The sequence below is a fragment of the Mariniflexile sp. HMF6888 genome (assembly GCF_044335535.1).
Classification (GTDB): Bacteria; Bacteroidota; Bacteroidia; order Flavobacteriales; family Flavobacteriaceae; genus Mariniflexile.
In genome coordinates this window covers 601,988-621,045 of sequence record NZ_JBIQVZ010000002.1, presented here as the reverse complement: position 1 = coordinate 621,045, position 19,058 = coordinate 601,988, and the positions used below count along the sequence as shown (strand labels likewise).

Here is a 19,058-nt window from a genome sequence, read left to right as displayed (position 1 = left end):
AAAAACATGAATTATAAAATTTTGTTCATCTTAATGTTTACATCGTTAAGTGTAATGTCACAAGAACTTGACTTAGATGCTACATTGGAGGCATTAAGAAATGAAAAAAATCAAAAGGAGCTCAATCAAAATATTAGAAGATTGGAAAATGGAACGGCTGAAGATTTATTTATTTTGATTGAATATTACAATAAAGATGATGATAAAAAAAATGCGATAATAAAACGTCTTAATAAGAAATATCCGCAAAGCACACAGGCAAGTATGGCACGAATGATGTCATTCCTTGACGTGAAAGGTGGTCCAGAAGAAATAGAGGCTCATTTCAAATCTTTACATAATGAGTATCCCGATGTGAATACAGATTCGGAAAAAAATTTAGTAGCCATGGCTTATGCTGAAGTACCTAATGGCACAAAAGTAATGGAATACATTAATTCAATGGAAGATCAGGTTTATAGAGTAGCGGCTATAACTATGAATATTGATTTAATGGAGCCAATAGATTTTGATCAGGCTTTAGATATTGCCACTAAAGAAATAGAAGGCGCGAAAAAATTGAAGGAAAACACAGCCCTTAGTAATTTGCTTAAAGTAGATCCTAAATCTGTATACAACGATTACATCAATATGTATGGTAAACTTCTCTTTAAAGCAGGAAAAAATGAGAAGGCTTATATGTATACTAAGGAGGCTTATGATAATATCGAAGATAAAGATAGAACCCTCGTAGAAAATTATGCCTTCTTATCATCAATTTTTGATAAGAATTATGAGGAAACCTTGCCAATTTTGTCCGAAATGATAAAAGATGGTAAGATCGAGAAAAGATATGTTGATCAGGTAAGAATGGCGTATAAAACATTATACCCTAATAAAGATGTAAATACTTATATAGGCTCATTACAAAATGGGTTTATATCCAAAATACGAGACCAAGTTAAACCATTATTGATTAATGAACCCGCCCCAAACTTTTATGTAACAGATGTGAATGGGAAAAAGGCAACTTTGGCAGATTTTAAAGGTAAAACCATTGTTTTGGATTTTTGGGCGACCTGGTGTGGTCCGTGTGTGGCATCTTTCCCTGCCATGCAAATGGCCGTAGATAGATATGCTAATGACGCTAATGTTAAGTTTCTTTTTATCCATACATGGGAAAATGTAGCAGATCCCTTAACAGATGCTAAGAATTTTTTAAGCAAACGCAATTATACTTTTGATTTATATATGGATACTAAAGATCCAGTTACTAAAGTACCTCCCGCTGTTACGGCCTTTGGCGTAAACGGAATTCCTGCTAAATTTATTATTGATGGAGAAGGGAAAATACGATTTAAACTGGAAGGTTTTGAAGGTAAAGATGAAGTTGTGGCCGAAGAATTATCGCAAATGATAGAGTTAGCCCGAAAAGGCGCATAATTAAATAGTAAATATTATAGACTCTCTACTATTTTTTAATTTAGGTCAGGTAACAATATATAATGAATTTTATAATATTATAATATATGAAACGAATACTTCTTTTAGTATTAATAGTTATGAAGGCTTTTTTAGGAATTGCCCAGAATAATCAAATTGTATCATGGAAAATTGATACTGTAAAAATAGGTGCGCTTACTTACGATCTTAAAATGGAGGCAATGGTAAAGGCGCCATGGCATATTTATACGCAACAAGACTCTAATGCTGGATTGGCAATGCCAACTCAAATAAGTTTTAAAGAAAATAGCAATATTGAATTAATTGATGCAACCAAAGAAAAAGGCATAGAGAAGGGACATGAGCAAAGTTCTTATTATTCTAAAGGAGTCATCTTTACCCAAAGCTTAAGGTTGAAATCAAAAGAAAAAACAACTTTAAATTTTACTATACAATATATGGCATGCACAAATGCTATGTGTTTACCTCCAAAAATAGAAGCGTTTTCGATAGACTTTAATGCTGATTCTTTAGTAGCTTCCATGGTTGCTTTAAAATTTTCAACAAATGATAGTATTGCTTTAATTCAAGAAGAAGCTAATACAAAACAAGCAAGTGCCTTTACACTTAAGGAAGCGAAAGATAAAGAGCACAGTCTCAATGAATTTAGTGGAAAATATGTTTTAGTAGATTTTTGGGCATCATGGTGTAAACCATGTAGAGCAGAGAACCCTAATTCAATTAAAGCTTATAAGGAATTTAAGAGTAAAAATTTTGAAATAATTTCTATTTCACTAGATAAAAACAAAAATTCTTGGATGAAAGCAGTTACAGAGGATGGTTTACCGTGGTTAAATTTGTTAGATGAAACTAATTCTGAAAGTACAGTTGCTAATGCTTATGGTGTGGTAACAGTTCCTGCAAATTTTTTAATCGATCCAGATGGTAAAATAGTGGCTAAAGACCTTAGGAGAGAAAATTTACAAACAAAATTATCCGAAATATTTAAAAACTAGTTTGTTCTTTTTAGTTAATATTTTAGGGTATGAATGGTTATTGACGTTTGTTTTAATAATCGTTTCAAAAATCATCAGCAATAAAAATATTAATCTATAAACATTTCAATATTTTTTTTGCTTTTAAAAGTTTATTTGAATTAGTCACTCAATTTTGAGCAAAAACTGAGAAAAGAGGATTGTTTAAAAGCAGTCCTCTTTTATTAAAACTATCTAAAATAATTACACAACAAACAGTTAAGAATTTATTCTTAAGAAGATAAACAATCAATTAATTAATATAAAATTTTATGAAACGTATTTTAATCTTTACATTTATATTAGGTATTTCTCTTTCATTTAGAGGCTTTGCTCAAACACTTAATTATAGTGCAAAACTTACTTTTAGGGAAGGCTACATCTATTTATTAGACTAAAAAATAAGTTTAAAAAATCATTTTTATTTAAATTTCTTCTAAGGATTTTATAAGCTTTGCCAATTTGATTTTCAACTGTATTTTTTGAAATATTCAATTTTTCTGCAATTTGCTTGTACTTTAACCCTTCAAATTTACAAAGTATAAAAATTTCTTTACATCTACCTGGAAGATCATCAATCTCTTTCTTTAATAGTCCTATTTTCTTATTTAAAATATCATTCTCTTCTTCAACTATTTCCATTAATAGTTTATACCTGAATTCTTCTAATTTTTTGTTTAAGGTTTGCTCCTTTCGAATCGAATCAAGAAAAGAATTATAGACAGATTTCAGAAGATAATTTTTCAGGTTTCCTTGAAAATTGAGGTACGATTTAGATTCCCAGAATTTTAATAGGACATCTTGTACTAAATCTTCAGCTTTTTGGATGTCATTGGTATAACTACAAGCAAAAATGCACAATGTTTGGTAATAAGTTGTATATATCTTATCAAAGCTTAAGCTATTTTCTTTTTCGAAATTTTTAGTAATATTTTTTTTTGTGAGAGAATTATTCAAAGAAAATAGATTTTAGATGATAATAATACAAAAGAAATAAATTTATTTAAATAATAGTGGTTTTTTGAATTTAATCCGTTCTAATTATATATTGAATTGTTATAAAGAAGAAAAAGGAATAATTTTTAGAATAAAATGAAAAGAATAATTACAAAATTTATCAATAACGAGGCCACTGATGAAGAGTGTTATAAATTGGAAGAATGGTTGAAAGAAGATGATAACAAACTAAAATTTAAAGAATACTTAAGAATAAATTATATGCTTAAGGCTAATGAATCCTTTAAAGGGATGGAATTTGATAATGTTATTGAAGAATATAGAGCAAACAAGAAAAACATTTTTAAGCTTATTCCTCTTAAGGTTTATAAGTTAGCTGTAGCATCATGTGTGTTACTATTTATATGTTATGGAATTTTTATTAAAACTTTAAATTCAAATAATAGAGAGGATCATATTATTGTAGAACATGCGATAGTTCCCGGATCAAACAAAGCCATTTTAACATTAGAAGATGGGATTCAAATTTCTTTGGAGGAAGGTAGTGGCTATGAATCAGACTTTGCTAGAGGAAGTGAGAAAGAATTAGTTTACCAAAATTCTACTTCAACTAAAAGTAATACAGTAGTATATAATTATTTAACAGTTCCTAGGGGAGGACAATTTTTTGTCAAGCTTTCTGATGGAACAAAAGTATGGTTAAACTCAGAGTCCAAATTGAAGTATCCTGTGAATTTTGAAGAAGGTAAATCTAGAAATGTAGAACTTCTTTATGGAGAAGCTTATTTTGATGTTGCTCATAGTGAAGAACATGAAGGAGCTGAATTTAGAGTTATTTCTGCTGGACAGGAAATAGAAGTCTTGGGTACAGAATTTAATGTTAAAGCATATCAAGATGAAGGTAGCATATACACTACACTATTAAAAGGTTCAATAGCACTTCATTCTTCTAACGAATATGTAGAGACACTGGTTCCCGGTCAACAGGCCGTTTTGAATAAAGGATCAAATAATATAATTGTATCAAAAGTAGAAACAAGCTATGAAATAGCTTGGAGAGATGGCTTATTTAATTTTAAGAACAAATCTTTAGAAGAGATAATGAAGGTGTTGTCAAGATGGTATGATGTAGACGTTATTTTTGAGGATGACAACATGAAAGGCATTCTATTTAATGGACAAATTAGTAAAAGTCAGAATATTGAAAAAATACTATCACTAATAAAAAACACAAATTTTATAAATGCCTATGAAATAAAAAACAACAAAATTATTTTAAAAAAATAAAAAGGGAATAAAGCCAAGACTCGCCAAAGTATTAAGGCTTTACCCCTTGAAAATCATTAATCAATTAATTAAAAATGTTTAACTAACAACTAACAATTAACAAATTTATGGAAATTATTTTAACTAATGCTTTTTTCTGTTTTAGAAAAAGGCAGCTTCAAAATGCTATGAAGATACTCATTTTCTTATTATGTACTTCGGTTTTTAGTTTGAATCCTGAAGTTGTGTTTGCACAAAACACAAAAATTAAGGTGGATATGGATAAAGAAGTAACAATAGACGAAGTTTTTGAACTCATAATGAGCCAAACGGATTACACGTTCATTTACCAGTCTGAATTATTTAAAACTTACCCTAAAGTTCATTTAAAAAAAGGAGTAATCAACGCTAATGATTTATTATCATTAACTTTAAATTCAGGTAATTTTAGTTATTTACTGGAGGCTAACAACACTATTGTTGTAAACAAAATAGAAAAGCCCTTACAAGAAATTATTATAAAGGGAAAAATTACCGATGTCAATGGTTTACCATTGCCAGGAATAACAGTATATGTGTCAAAGCTTAAGCCTCAAGATGAAACAATTAATAAAGGATTTTTAGTAAGAGGAACATCTACTGATTTTGATGGAAGCTTCTCGTTAAAGACAGAAGTTGGCTATTATTTGGTGGCTCACGGAATTGGCTATGAAAATTATTATGAATTAATCTCTGAAAATAAATTCGAGTATTCGATTACTTTAAAAGAAAAGTTAGAAGAACTAAATGATATTGTAGTAACAGGGTATCAAAATATTCAAAAGCAGAGAGTTGCAGGGGCTGTAACTCGTGTATCCCACAAAGATTTAAATATAAACGGGGTTAGTACTATTGAGCAAATGCTGCAAGGAAAAGTAGCAGGTTTAAATGTTACAAACGTTACAGGGGAGGTAGGTGTTCGTCAAAAATCAAGGGTTCGAGGAACTTCTACTTTTTTAGGGAATCAGGAGCCTATTTGGGTTGTTGACGGAATTATTCAGGAAGACCCTCTTCCTTTTAATACACAAACATTTGATAGTAATGGAGGAGTTACCGAGAACAATTTTGATTTTATTAGAAACTACGTAGGAAATTCTATTTCATGGTTGAATCCAAATGATATTGAAGATATTACTGTGTTAAAGGATGCTTCAGCAACAGCTATCTATGGAGTTAGAGCTGCAAATGGTGTTATTGTTATTAGGACAAAGCAGGGGAAGGAAGGGCCTTTATCGGTTAGCTACTCTACAAACTTTAATTTTGGAGAAAAAGTAACTTATGATAAGTTAGAATTAATGAACTCAAGGGAACGAGTAGGGGTTTCTAGAGAAGTTTTTGAGAGAGGTTTAATAGCAAATCAAACCAATAATGATATTGGGTATGCAGGGGCTTTAAATAAATATTTATTTGGTGAGATATCCTATGATGAATTTAATAGTAGGGTTGCACAAATGGAAAGTGTTAATACGGATTGGTTTAATATTCTATATCGTCATCCTTTTAGTCAATCACATCATATTGGTTTTAGTGGAGGCACAAAGAAAACAAGGTTTTATTCATCAATAGGATATAGTGAGAATCAAGGTACTGCTATTGGCAATAATAGTAATTCATTAAATGCCTCTTTAGGTATAAATACCCAATTGAATGATAAATTCTCTGTTAATTTTCGTTTGAGTGGTAGTAAATCGAAAACAGATGGTTTTTATTTGGTTAGACCTTATGAATATGCAACAAAAATAAATCGTGTAATTCCTGCATATAATGAGGATGGAAGTTTATTTTATTACAAAGATGTATCCAATGGATATCTATACAATTATATAAATGAAAGAAATGAATCTGGTAATTCCAATACAGTTCAAACACTTAATTCTAATTTAAATATTGTTTATAGTATTTTACCTGAATTGAAATTGAATGTTCTAGGTAGTTATAACATTTCTTCAACAATGGGTAATTCTTATGCAACTGAAACAACAAATTTAATTACCAAAATTAGAGGGTATGAATATGCTAGTATAAGTTCTAGTAATCCTTTATACAAACAGTCTAAGTTACCTATAGGAGGTGTTTTTAATTCAGATAATAACCAATCTACTAATTGGAATTTACGAACTAATTTAAGTTATAGTAAGATTTTTAATAAGGTTCATTATTTTTCTGCAATGCTTGGAGTTGAATCTCAGAGTTTAAAATTTGATGGATATAGATCAACTGCATATGGTTATTTACACAATAGAGGAAGATCATTTGCATTAGTACCTCCAACAATTACTTCTGGGACTACTGTTCTTGCAAATTCTTTATATTCAGGTACTACAGACAGTAATAAATTTGGAAATTCAATTACAGATAGAAAAACCAATACTGTAGGATACTATTTGACTCTAAATTATACTTATGACAATCGTTATGTATTTAATTTTAGTGTAAGGGGTGATGCTTCAAATCGCTTTGGTCAATTTCCAAATGAGAAGTTTAATCCTGTTTGGGCAGGTGGTTTAAGATGGAATGCTGGTAATGAGGATTTTATTAAAGATATTGATTGGATAAATAATTTAAGTGTAAGAAGTACTTTTGGATATCAACGTAATATGGCTGTAAACTTTAGTCCTAGTTTGATTGTTCAAATTCCAAACACAACTGCTTCAGCTAGGATTTATGATGTAAATACAGGAGAATATCTTCTTCAAATTAAAAATTTACCTTATGAAGATTTGCGTTGGGAACAAACAACGACATATAACTTAGGTTTTGATATGAGCTTGTTTCAAAACAAAATCTTCATTACGGGTGATTACTATGTGAAAAATGGTAAAGATATAATCACACCTCTTAGTTTACCTGCAGAATATGGTATCGATATTATGCCGGTAAATGGAGGTAGTTTGAGAAATAAAGGGTATGAGTTGGCTGTAGGATTTACTCCTGTACGTACTCAAAATTTCAACTGGTCTGTTACAATGAATACGGCCAAAAATTTTAATGAAGTAACCAAAGTTGGAACTCAAAATAATGGTTGGCAATCAGCTATACAAGGAACTTTATTAAAAGAAGGCTATTCGCTATCTTCTTTTTGGGCATTTAAATTTGATGGTGTTGACCCTGCAACTGGACGACCAATAATTGACTTATCAGTAGAGGATGGGGCATCTCCAGATGAAGATCCAACAGCTTACTTAGTACATGTTGGAAAAGCTGATCCTGATTTCACAGCAGGGTTAGGTAATACAATTAGATACAAACAATTTAGCGTATCAGCTAACTTTTACCTTCAGTTGGGAGGTAAGAAATTCTTAAAGTCAGCATATCCAACGGCTATTTTACCTAGTGAATATGAAAACTTATCATCAGAATTAAATGGTAGATGGACTCCTGATAATACCACTGCTTTATTACCAGGGTTACCTGATCAGGATGCAGCAACTAATCCAATTCTTTTGCCTGGTGAAACTCAAACATACGTGCCTTTATACCAAATGTATAATTATAGTACTGATAGAGTTGTTGATGCATCAAGTTTAAGATTAAATGCATTGAATGCAAGTTATAATTTTTCTAGTAGTTTTTGTGAAAAGTTAAAATGCAAATCTTTAAATGTGGGGTTAAGTGCTTCAAATGTATTTTCAATTGTAAGTAAAGATTTTCGTGGAAGAGATCCAGAGGTGGCTAGAGGTAATCAGCCACGTACACGCTCTTACACTTTTAATATAAATGTTGCATTCTAAATTTGAAAAAAAATGAGATTCTTAAAATTAAATATAGTTGTATTATTTAGTATTTCAGCTTTGCTTTTAACAGCATGTTCTGATTTTCTAGAGGAGAACAGTCAAGATGAAATTATTCCTAAAACACTTGAAGATATATCAGCAGTCATGTATAATGAAGCTTATCCATATTTGTCTTCCAGTGATATTTATCTGAATTTATTGACTGACGAAATGGTATCTAATGGACTAACATCAGAAAATTACAAAACCAATTTTGAAAATGGAATGCCAATGTTTACTTATACTTCGGCAATGTTTGATGGGGGCTACACAATCCCAAGTGATGCTAATTCATGGTTATTCTATTATCAAAAAATTAAAGGTTGTAATGTAGTATTAGATTATTTAGAAAACATTATTGCTACAGAGGAAGAAATTAATGCATTGAAAGGACAGGTATTGTTTTTACGTGGCTATTATTATCTTAAGCTTGCCTCAGTCTATTGTCAGCCTTACTCCGTTAATCAAATAAATCCTAATGAAGCTTTAGGTGTGCCTTTAGTATTAACAATGAATGTTCAAGATATTTATCCTAAGCGTTCTACTTTAAAAGAAACCTTTGATCAAATTGAAGCAGATTTAAAAGCATCGGTAACTTTATTAAAAGACAATTATACTGCACCTAGTCCATTTCGAGTTGGATACTTGGCAGCCGAGGCTATGTTAACTCGTTTTTATATTTATAAAAACAGTAAAGAAGACTTACAGAGTATCATCGACTATAGTAATGATGTGATTTCAAATAAACCTTCCTTAACTTATTTAAATTCATTCAAAACAACATTCCATAGTAAAGGAGTTTATGATATTGATATTAGTAATGAACCTTTATGGGTTTACGGAACCTCATCAATTAGGTTTGCAAGTTATTGGCCAATCTTTCCAATAGCAAACAGTAAACCACCATATACCGTGTCACCTTTTTTAACGTCTTTATATGATACAGAAGATTTAAGATCTGAGGCTTATTTCGTAAAAGGTACAGATAATGGTGCTCCGTATAATTTTGTGAGTAATAAAATAGGTCGTAACACCCTTAATTATGGTGATAGGGGTATTAGAAATGCAGAAGTTTATCTTAATAGAGCAGAGGCATACTGCCGTTTGTTTCTTGAAACAGGAATGGACGATTATAGATTAAAAGCACTAGCGGATTTAAATACTCTGCGTGAAACTCGTTATGATACAAATTCTTATGTTGCTATAGATATTACAGATGGACAAACACTTTTAGATTTTTGTTTGGAAGAGAGAAAACGTGAATTATGTTTAGAAGAAGGTTTGAGATGGGGAGATATAAAGCGTTTAAATCTAGGTGTTGATCATACTTTTATTGATGCAGATGGTAATTCAATGACTTACTCTCTTGCACCAGGTGATTTACTTTATGCATTGCCAATTCCTTATAATGTAATGGAAAGAAATCCTGAATTATCACAAAATCCAAGATAAGCTTAGTATTGAAAGATTGGTAAAATTATATTATTAATAAATTAAAATTAATACAATGAGAATTACATATTTATATATTTTGTTAAGCATTTGTGCTTTATCCTCTTGTTCTAATACAGAAGAAAATGAAATTGAGCCTTCAGGAATTAAAACAGGTTATACGGTACCACAGGGGAACAATGATTTTGACAACGACATTGTAAAATTTTACGATGATTACGGCACTTATTTACTTTATCGTTTTACCGATAAGGATGCGTATTGGACTCCTTCTAAATGGACAAACGGTGAACCATCTACAGATGATAGTCAAGGGAAGCTAGGATTTATATATTTTGAACCAGATGAAAATTATATTAAGCCACAATTGGATTTATTGAACAGAACATGGTTTAATCACTATTCTCCTGAGTTTTTGGATAAATTTTTACCAGTTAAAATTTTATTATGTTCACAAGTTCAATACTGTAATTTTGATTTTTCTTCTTATCCTTTTAAAATAAAAGGAGCTGATGTTCCGGCTTATTATAACTTTGATAACATTTGTGTTTCGTATGCTAAAGAAGATGTTTTAAATTTAACAACAGAGCAAGAAACAGTATTTGAGAAAGGAATTAATCGTGTTTTTGTAGATTGTATGTATGGACAAGGCAAGTTAAATACTACTGAAGTATTTAATGCGTCAGCTAATTATTCAATTGCATCTGCCCAAAAAACGAATACCGCATTATGGAAAATAGGCATTTTGCAGCCTTATTATTCGGCATCTCCTAATAATGATTGGAAACAATTTGTTACTATGATGATTTGTTATTCTGAAGCATATTTAAATAAGGATGTGACTACGGTTAATGAGTATGACACAAAAGAAACTTCATGGGAAGGTATATTTTCACCTATAAAAGATAAAAATGGACTGTTGAAAAAACGTTATGATATGGTTCGTCAATTTTATATTGATAATTACAATATTGATTTACAGTTAGTTGGTAATGAAATATATCAATAGGAAAAATAAATTCTAATTTAAATATTTTAAACTTTAAACACCTAGGTGTACAATACACCTAGGTTTTTATTAAAGTACTATCCCTAATTTTAATTAATAAAAAACATGAAAATCGTACTATTACTTAGCAGCTTATTTATGGGCTTACAATTGTATGCAAAAGACTGTAGAGTAGCTAGCAAAGATACCATTCCTTCCATTTCTAAATATTTAGGGGATAATGTAATAAAATCAAGTTCCGGTTTTGTAAGTGTCTATGAAAAAAACAATCAAATTTTACTTGAGATTCCGGACTCCATTGTAGGTAGAGATATACTTGTAACCATAACTATTCTAAAAGGAGTACAAAAGAATGACCGAAAAGCCAATAAAAGATTTGGATATGGTGATGATTCTATGCCCGAAAATATGGTTCGTTTCGAGAAGAAAGACGATGTAATAAGTTTAGTAAGTCCTGTTGTTTATTATATAGAAGACGATAGTTTTATGTATAACCCATTTTATAAAAGTTTGATTAATCCAACTATTAAGAATTTTTCTATAGTTGCTACATCAGACAATAAATACTTGATAGATATAACAGATTATTATTTAGGAGATAGCGAGTTGTTTGCTTTACAAGGTTCAAAAACCGAACTAGATTTAGGAAATTATATCAAAGAAAGTTCATATTCTACAGAAATAGTTAGTTATCCCACTAATATTAGTTTTCGTTCAGTAAGAACCTACACAGCTTCTAAACCAAATGAAAGTACTTATTCTAATAACATTTGGGAAGTAGGGGCATTATGGATTTTGCTTCCAGAAAAGCCATTAAAAATAAGGCTTTTTGATGAAAGGGTTGGTTATTTTGCTAGCCATATTAGGGGGCAATTAGGAAATGAAAATGAAGTATTTCAAGTAGCAAAGCGATGGCGTCTCGAACCGAAACCAGAGGATGTAGAACGCTATTTGAAAGGAGAGCTTGTTGTTCCCCAAAAACCAATTGTTTTTTATATTGATAAAGATATGCCTACATATCTGGTTCCCCATGTAATTAAGGGAGTTGCTCTTTGGCAAAAGGCTTTTGAAAAAGCGGGTTTTAAAAATGCAATATATGCATTGCCTGAACCTACAAAAGAGGAAGATCCAGATTATTCATCAGATGATGCGCGATATTCAGTTATTTCATATAAAGCTTCGCCAATTGCAAATGCCTATGGTTCTGAAATTATAGACCCACGTTCAGGAGAAATTATTAGCGCTCAGGTTGCTATTTTTCATGCTGTAACCGATTTGATTCAAATGAGCTATTTTGTTATGTCCAGCCCTTCTGACCCTATGGCTAGAGAGTATCCTTTAAATCAAGATTTAATGGGAAAGCTGTTTAGTACCGTAATTACTCATGAAGTAGGACATACTTTAGGCTTACGTCACAATTTCATGGGAAGTTCATTTTATCCAGTAGATAGTTTAAGGAATAATGATTTTATTGAGAAAAATGGTCTTGGTACTTCTGTTATGGATTATCAACGATTTAATTTTATAGCGCAGCCAGAAGATCATATAGCGCAAAAAAATTTAATTCCAAAACTTGGAACTTATGATGTGTTTGCCATTGAATGGGGGTATCGCTATTATCCTGACGCTTTAAAAACCCCAATTCTTACGGAAAAGCTAAATGACTTTGTTAAAGAGGAAATGAGCAAAGGCGGTATTGGTTACTTAGAAGAAAAATCAACTGACCCTAGAGTCCAATCAGAAGATAGTGGAGATGATATTATTTATGCCAGTAGGCTTGGGATTAAAAACCTTAAGTATATAATGGCTAATATAGAGCAATGGACAGAAAACCAAGATGATTATACATTGTTAAAACGGAGGTATTTATATCTAGCAAGACAATATCACAGATATGTAAATCATGTGATGAGTTTTATAGGCGCTTATTATAAAGACAATATTTTTAGTGAGAATCAAAATTATGCAGTAGAATATAAAACTGTTTCGTATGAAGACCATGTTCGTGCATTGCAATTTTTAAACGAGTATATGTTAGAGGAACCTTTATGGTTAACAAAACCTTCATTTCTAAACAAAATTAATTTAGAGGAAGATAAGTATAATCCTTTTGAAAATTATATTTATCAATTAGAACTTAGAGGATTAGTATTTAACAATTCTGAAATCAAGAATGATAATCCTATGACTAATGAGGAGCTTCTAAACTTCTTATTTGAGAAATTATTTTTAAATAAAGAGAAAAACAAACAACTTTCAGAATTCGAAAAAAGGATGCAGAATAGTTATTTGTCTCAATTAAACATCAATATAGGGAATCAAAATAACGTGTCATTTAATAATATTCTCACTATACAATCTCAAATTTACAAGATTAAAGCTTTTGCCGAAAAGAAAATTTCAAACACTGATTCTTTGACTAAAGCACATTATTTAGGAATGCTCAATTTTATAAAGATTTGGGAACAAGGCAATCAAAAATTATAAATTCTTTTAAAGAAAAAACAAATCAAATGCGTAAAAAAATATTTCTAATACAGATACTTTTAATTTTTTTCAATGGAGTTTTGGTAAGGGCTCAGGATACTAATAAACCAAAATCTTTTGATGATTTTTACAAAGCTAAAGAGATGAAAATTGAAAAGGGTTACTTTAATATATACTCTAGCAACGATCATTATTTTATTGAAATTCCAGAGCAAACCTTAGGGGAAGATTTGTTTATTTCTGCACAAATAACAAACGGAAATATAGCTTATATTTCTTCTGAAAGTGGTATTTATCATTTTCAAAAAGGGAGAAAGAATCAGCTTGATCTGTATCAAAATAGATCAAGAACTTTTTCTAAAGACACTGTAGATTATGGCATGATCCAGTCCATTGAAAAATCAGGGCTTGTTCCAGCTTATAAAAGCTATCCAATAATTGCTATGGGCAAAAATGAAAAGTCGTTTATTATTGAATTGACTCAAGAATTAGCGGCAACACGAGGTATTTTTAATCTTAGTAAGCCAGGGCCTATTAATGCTCCCGACCCATTACGCTCTGGTTTAGAATCATATAGAGCTACAGATGATGCCGTTGTTTTTAAAGGATATGCTACAGAAAGTTCATTTAGGCCCTCTATTGGAGGAAAAGATGTAAATTATATTTCTGCATATGAGTTTGAAATGATCATTCAAACGGTTCCTAATCATATCCATGAACAAAAGGAGGATAATTTAGCGTATGGTTTTAATACGGTAGATCATATAGAGTATGATACTAAAAACTACAAAGCTAATATTACGAAATATGTTAAAAGGTGGAATTTAAGTCCAAAACCTAAAGAAGCACATCTGTATAAAAAAGGAATGAAGGTATCTCCTGAAATTCCTATTAAGGTATGGATAGACCCACTTACGCCAGCTCCTTTTGTTGAAAGTGTAAAACAAGCTTTAGCGCAATGGGAAATAGTACTTGAAGAAGCTGGTTGGGAAAATGTTTTTAAAATAGTCGATGATGAGACTCAGGCCTATAAAAAAATTAATTTCTATTGGGGAAATGGAAGTTCAGAGCGTGAAATGGAATATCGTATTGTAGAAAATCAAGTTACTGGTGAAATAGTAGCTGCTCGTGTTAATTTTATGGATACACCTGCCAAACTAAGCTTAACTAAATATTTGCTTCTTTGTGGCGAGAATGATCCGGAAATTATAGAGAATCCTATTAGTTTGGAAAAAAGAAAGGACATATTAACCCAACAATTAGCTGGTGTTATTGGTCAAATATTAGGCTTAAAAGAAAATTATCCTGCAGTAACCGCCTTTTCTATTGAACAATTACAAGATAATGAATGGTTAAAAAAATGGGGGCCATCAGCAACAGTTGTTGGTACAAGTATGCCTAATTATGTTGCTGTAAAAGAGAATAATATTTCACCAAAATACCTTCTGCCTAAGGTGTCTATATATGATCGTGATGCGATAGCTTATTTGTATGGCAATCGTGTAAGCCCTCCTTCATTGAAAACTACTTTTTATGCTAAGGATAATATTTTAGATCCAACCGCTCAAGCTACGTTTATATCTAATGATTTATTAAGAGCAAGTGAAATTGGAATTCAAAAATTAAAAAATATTTATCCAAAAATCCCAAGCATACTTAACGATTTTAAGCATCATACGGATTTAACTAAAGATTTAATGGAATTTATTTCTCAAAGTTTTTCCTTGTATCAATATTTTGTAAATCAGGAAGCGATATTGATTGGTGGACAAATGCAACGTACTGTAATCAAGGGAGAAAATGAAGTTCCGGTTGTTTATGTTAGTAAAAAACAGCAATTAGAAGTATTAAAAAGTCTTGAAAAACATGTCTTTTCAGCAAGGATAGAGTGGCTTACCAATCCAGAATTGTTGAAGCAGAATCCTATTAATATGGATAAGTTTTATATTGACATGTCCAAAAATATTTTACAACGACTGTTTAAAAAAGAAGTTTTGTCGTCTCTAATTGATGCGGAAGAAAAGAATGGTAAACAAGCTTTTACATGTGATGATTTGTTCTCTTTCACAAACAGGGTAGTCTTTCTAAATTTTGATGTTTCAAGTGAGCCAACAGACATACAAATGAGCACCCAGATTAACGTGGCTAATATTCTTGTAGAATTAGCCAATGCTAATAACATTGAAAGTGGGGTTAACGATCTAAAGGCAATGATACAACTCTATTTATTGCAAGTACGTGATTCCGTAGAGAAACTAATGAATAATGATAAGGTGAGCGATAAAGTTAAAAATAATTGTAAATTAATTTTATTACGTTTCAATAAAGAATACTTTAATAAAACTTCCAAATAGTCTTTTTATGTCAAAAACAATATATAAATATTTTTTATGTTGCCTACTATTTAGTTGTGCAGCATTTTCACAAAACAGAAAAATTGAGTTTGAGCATTTATCTTTTGAAGAATTAAAAGCAAAAGCTCAAGAAACTAAAAAAAATATCTTTATAGACTGTTATACCACATGGTGTGGTCCATGTAAGTTTATGAGTAAGAATATTTTTACTAAAGATGCAGTTGCTGATTTTATCAATAAGTCATATGTTTCTGCTGAAATAGATATGGAGACTAAACAGGGGATTGAGTTAGGCATAAAGTATGAAGTGGAAGCCTATCCAACGTATTTGTTTCTTGATAGTTCTGGTAATTTGATCTATAAATTTGTAGGGGCTAAAGAAAAGGCTTCTGATTTTATCGAAGAAGCTAAAAAAGGTCTTAATTCAGATAATATTTATTATTCAATGAATTTGAAGTTTGAGAGCGGAAATAGATCTGCCGCTTTCATGGAAGAATACATTAAACTTAAATTTACACGTAAGGAAAATTCTCAAGCAATTGAAATCGCAAATGAGTATTTAAGCTCTTTAACTCCAGAACAAAAAACATTACCTGAAAATTGGTATTTATTTGGTGAAAACAAAAATAGTGTTTATCTCTCTCTATACGATAGCCCAAATAGTAATTATCTTATAGATCATTGGTCAGAATTTGTAAAGCATATTCCAGACTCCATTGTTTATAAAAGGATAGAACAAAATTACCAAGGTATTGCCTCTGCTGTTTTTAGAAAGAGTTTTTTCAAAAAGGGTAGTGTTGATATACAGGTTTTTGATGGCTTTCAAAAAAAGATAAATGCTATAACTAACTTACCTTCAAAAAATCAATTATTGATATTGATGGATGTTTGTAAAGCTTTTTGCAAACAAGACAAGCCATTAGTACTTCAAATTTTATCTGACAATGTAAGCGATTTTTCTAAGGAGACCCAACATGTTTTGTTTGATTTGTTTGCTGGGAATTTCAATGCTAATGAATTACGTACTTCAGCAGTTTATGAAGTTATGAGAAAAGTAGTTCTAAGCAACAAAAACAATAACTTGATAAACTTTTTCCGTCCTTTTTTAGAGGGGAACGACCCACATTATGAGAAGTTTGATGCCAAGAATCTTATTAATAGATTTGATCAGTCTGAAATAGTTCCTTGTTTTCATCCTGATTTACCAATGTTTTATTTTAAGTATAAAAAAGCAAATCAGAAGGCGCAATATTATGCATTTGATAATAAAGTTGGTACGCATCCCTTGTACAACAAGCAGAAACTTGATTCTGTTATGCTAACTATGAAATTAGATACAGCCAGAGTTACTTTTATTCCCACTTTTACAAGTAAAGGTATTGGAGTAAATTTTAACAATAACGGAAATAAATATACATACATACCTGAAAGTAAAGAGATTATTAAAGTTGAGCAAACTAATAATAAGCCTGTAGAGTTTGGTATATCGCCAGATAAAAAAGATCAGGTTATTTATAAAAACTACAATATTTATCTTAAAAACTTAAAAGATTCTACTCAGGTACAATTAACATTTGATGGAGATAATAATAGTTTGTATTTGTTGCCCAATATTAAATGGTTAGGTAATGGTAGTCAGTTTATAGTATCTCGTAAAAATGATAACGATGTTCGTGTTTTTACCGTAATCAATTCAACAACTAAAGTGCCTTTTGTAAGCACATATAAAGAAGCAATTCCAGGAGATACAATTCTACCAAAGCAAGAATTGTTTTTAGGGGATGTTAAAAACAAGTCAATAAAAAAAATCGATATTGAAAAATGGAAAGGACAGGAATTTTTAGAAATAAAAAGTGATAATCCGGATTTGTTTTATTTTACTCGTTTAAAGAGAACTCATGATGAATTGGAGTTATGTTCTCTAGATCATAAAGGAGAGGTTAAAGTTATAATTGCTGAGAAATTCACTCCGAATATTAATGGTGTTTTATTCAATTGTAAAATTTTAAACAAAGGAGAAGACATCCTTTTTTGGTCGGATAGAACGGGGTGGGGACATTATTATCATTACAATAAAAAAGGAAAGCTACTAAATGCTTTAACAAAAGGAGAATGGACAGCGGGCGAAATTTTAACTGTAGATTCAGAAAAACAAGAAATTTATTTTCAAGGATATGGGAAGGATAAAAATGTCAATCCCAATTATTCCTTTTTGTATAAGGTTAAGCTAGATGGTTCTAACCTAAAATTGTTAACTCCAGAAAATGCAGACCATAGTGTGTTTGTTAATACTAAAGGGAATTTAATAATCGATAATTATTCTCGAATAGATAGTAATCCACTCATTGTGGCTCGAGAGTGTAATGGTAAATTAATTGATACGGTTATGAAACCTAATATTCAGCCCTTACTGGATTATGGATGGGATTTTCCAGAACAATTCAAAATAAAAGCAGCTGATAATGAAACAGATTTATATGGCATTATGTGGAAACCAGACAATTTTGATCCAAATAAAAAGTATCCTATTATTTCTCAGGTCTATCCTGGTCCATTTACAGAAACTGTTTGGACAGACTTCACAGTATTGGATAAATATCAAAATACAGCTTTAGCTAAAAGAGGTTTTATTGTTGTTTGTTTTGGTCATAGAGGTAGCTCACCAATAAGAAATAAAGCTTATTTTTCTCATGGTTTTGGAAATTTAAGAGATTATCCTTTGGCCGATGATAAATATGGATTGGAGCAGTTAGCTCATAAATATTCTTTTATAGATCTTTCGGAAGTTGGAATTTTAGGACATTCTGGAGGTGCTTTTATGGCAGTTACAGCAATTAGTACTTATCCTGATTTTTATAAAGTTGCCGTAGCTTCTTCTGGTAATTATGATAATGCAATATATCACAAAAACTGGGGCGAATATTATCAAGGTATAGGAGAAGATTTAGAATTTAAGGTAAAAACTCCTATGGAATTAGTGTCGAATTTGAAGGGAAAACTACTCTTAGTGACAGGAGAGAGTGATCAGAATGTAAATCCATCACATACCTATAAGTTGGTGGATGCATTAATTAAAGCAGATAAGGATTTTGATTTATTGGTAATTCCGGGTCAGGGTCATCATTTTACTGGGGTTTATGATGATTACTTCGAAAGACGAAAACGAGATTATTTTACATATTATCTATCAGGAAAAGCAAAGTAATAAGCTATTTTCTTTAGGATTGTAAATAATATCAGTCACTAAATGGAATTGCAACATAAC

The 19,058-nt window shown here is 30.8% G+C and carries 10 protein-coding genes; 9 read left to right on the top strand and 1 reads right to left on the bottom strand.

The window, feature by feature from the left end; translation table 11 throughout:
- Window positions 1–6: 6 nt before the first annotated feature.
- Together ACGLWY_RS07895 and ACGLWY_RS07890 are read left to right on the top strand one after the other, a co-directional pair.
- Window positions 7–1,422, top strand: a complete 1,416-nt coding sequence (locus ACGLWY_RS07895) for a TlpA family protein disulfide reductase (RefSeq protein ID WP_396619134.1) — start codon at window positions 7–9, stop codon at window positions 1,420–1,422.
- An 86-nt stretch (window positions 1,423–1,508) separates the two neighbouring features.
- Window positions 1,509–2,438 (top strand): peroxiredoxin family protein, encoded by a 930-nt coding sequence (locus tag ACGLWY_RS07890; protein WP_396619133.1) that lies wholly within the window; start codon window positions 1,509–1,511, stop codon window positions 2,436–2,438.
- Between the two features lie 384 nt (window positions 2,439–2,822).
- Here the strand turns inward: ACGLWY_RS07890 and ACGLWY_RS07885 are convergent, their stop codons facing one another.
- On the bottom strand, window positions 2,823–3,413 hold the full coding sequence (locus tag ACGLWY_RS07885) for an RNA polymerase sigma-70 factor (protein ID WP_396619132.1): 591 nt from the start codon (window positions 3,411–3,413) through the stop codon (window positions 2,823–2,825).
- Window positions 3,414–3,548: 135 nt separating this feature from the next.
- Here ACGLWY_RS07885 and ACGLWY_RS07880 point away from each other — a divergent pair, with 135 nt between their 5' ends.
- The 7 genes from ACGLWY_RS07880 (at window position 3,549) to ACGLWY_RS07850 (ending at window position 18,998) form a co-directional block, all read left to right on the top strand.
- Window positions 3,549–4,700 carry a FecR family protein gene (locus ACGLWY_RS07880; RefSeq protein ID WP_396619131.1) on the top strand — a complete coding sequence of 384 codons (1,152 nt, stop codon included), beginning with the start codon at window positions 3,549–3,551 and terminating at the stop codon, window positions 4,698–4,700.
- Between the two features lie 107 nt (window positions 4,701–4,807).
- Window positions 4,808–8,449 (top strand): SusC/RagA family TonB-linked outer membrane protein, encoded by a 3,642-nt coding sequence (locus tag ACGLWY_RS07875; RefSeq protein WP_396619130.1) that lies wholly within the window; start codon window positions 4,808–4,810, stop codon window positions 8,447–8,449.
- Window positions 8,450–8,461: 12 nt separating this feature from the next.
- A complete protein-coding gene (locus ACGLWY_RS07870; protein ID WP_396619129.1) occupies window positions 8,462–9,943 on the top strand; it encodes a RagB/SusD family nutrient uptake outer membrane protein in 1,482 nt (493 codons plus the stop codon).
- Between the two features lie 55 nt (window positions 9,944–9,998).
- Window positions 9,999–10,952, top strand: a complete 954-nt coding sequence (locus ACGLWY_RS07865) for a putative zinc-binding metallopeptidase (RefSeq protein WP_396619128.1) — start codon at window positions 9,999–10,001, stop codon at window positions 10,950–10,952.
- 105 nt (window positions 10,953–11,057) lie between these two features.
- A complete protein-coding gene (locus tag ACGLWY_RS07860) occupies window positions 11,058–13,439 on the top strand; it encodes a zinc-dependent metalloprotease (RefSeq protein ID WP_396619127.1) in 2,382 nt (793 codons plus the stop codon).
- A gap of 26 nt (window positions 13,440–13,465) precedes the next feature.
- Window positions 13,466–15,793: a zinc-dependent metalloprotease gene (locus tag ACGLWY_RS07855; protein ID WP_396619126.1), complete on the top strand. Its 2,328-nt coding sequence runs from the start codon at window positions 13,466–13,468 to the stop codon at window positions 15,791–15,793.
- A gap of 7 nt (window positions 15,794–15,800) precedes the next feature.
- A complete protein-coding gene (locus ACGLWY_RS07850; RefSeq protein ID WP_396619125.1) occupies window positions 15,801–18,998 on the top strand; it encodes a DPP IV N-terminal domain-containing protein in 3,198 nt (1,065 codons plus the stop codon).
- Window positions 18,999–19,058 lie beyond the last annotated feature (60 nt).

Excerpts from the sequence above, each read along its gene's own strand:
- ACGLWY_RS07850 (WP_396619125.1), top strand. The coding sequence starts at position 15,801 with ATGTCAAAAACAATATATAAATATTTTTTATGTTGCCTACTATTTAGT.
- ACGLWY_RS07870 (WP_396619129.1), top strand. The coding sequence starts at position 8,462 with ATGAGATTCTTAAAATTAAATATAGTTGTATTATTTAGTATTTCAGCT.
- ACGLWY_RS07865 (WP_396619128.1), top strand. The coding sequence starts at position 9,999 with ATGAGAATTACATATTTATATATTTTGTTAAGCATTTGTGCTTTATCC.
- ACGLWY_RS07880 (WP_396619131.1), top strand. The coding sequence starts at position 3,549 with ATGAAAAGAATAATTACAAAATTTATCAATAACGAGGCCACTGATGAA.
- ACGLWY_RS07890 (WP_396619133.1), top strand. The coding sequence starts at position 1,509 with ATGAAACGAATACTTCTTTTAGTATTAATAGTTATGAAGGCTTTTTTA.
- ACGLWY_RS07860 (WP_396619127.1), top strand. The coding sequence starts at position 11,058 with ATGAAAATCGTACTATTACTTAGCAGCTTATTTATGGGCTTACAATTG.
- ACGLWY_RS07855 (WP_396619126.1), top strand. The coding sequence starts at position 13,466 with ATGCGTAAAAAAATATTTCTAATACAGATACTTTTAATTTTTTTCAAT.
- ACGLWY_RS07875 (WP_396619130.1), top strand. The coding sequence starts at position 4,808 with ATGGAAATTATTTTAACTAATGCTTTTTTCTGTTTTAGAAAAAGGCAG.
- ACGLWY_RS07895 (WP_396619134.1), top strand. The coding sequence starts at position 7 with ATGAATTATAAAATTTTGTTCATCTTAATGTTTACATCGTTAAGTGTA.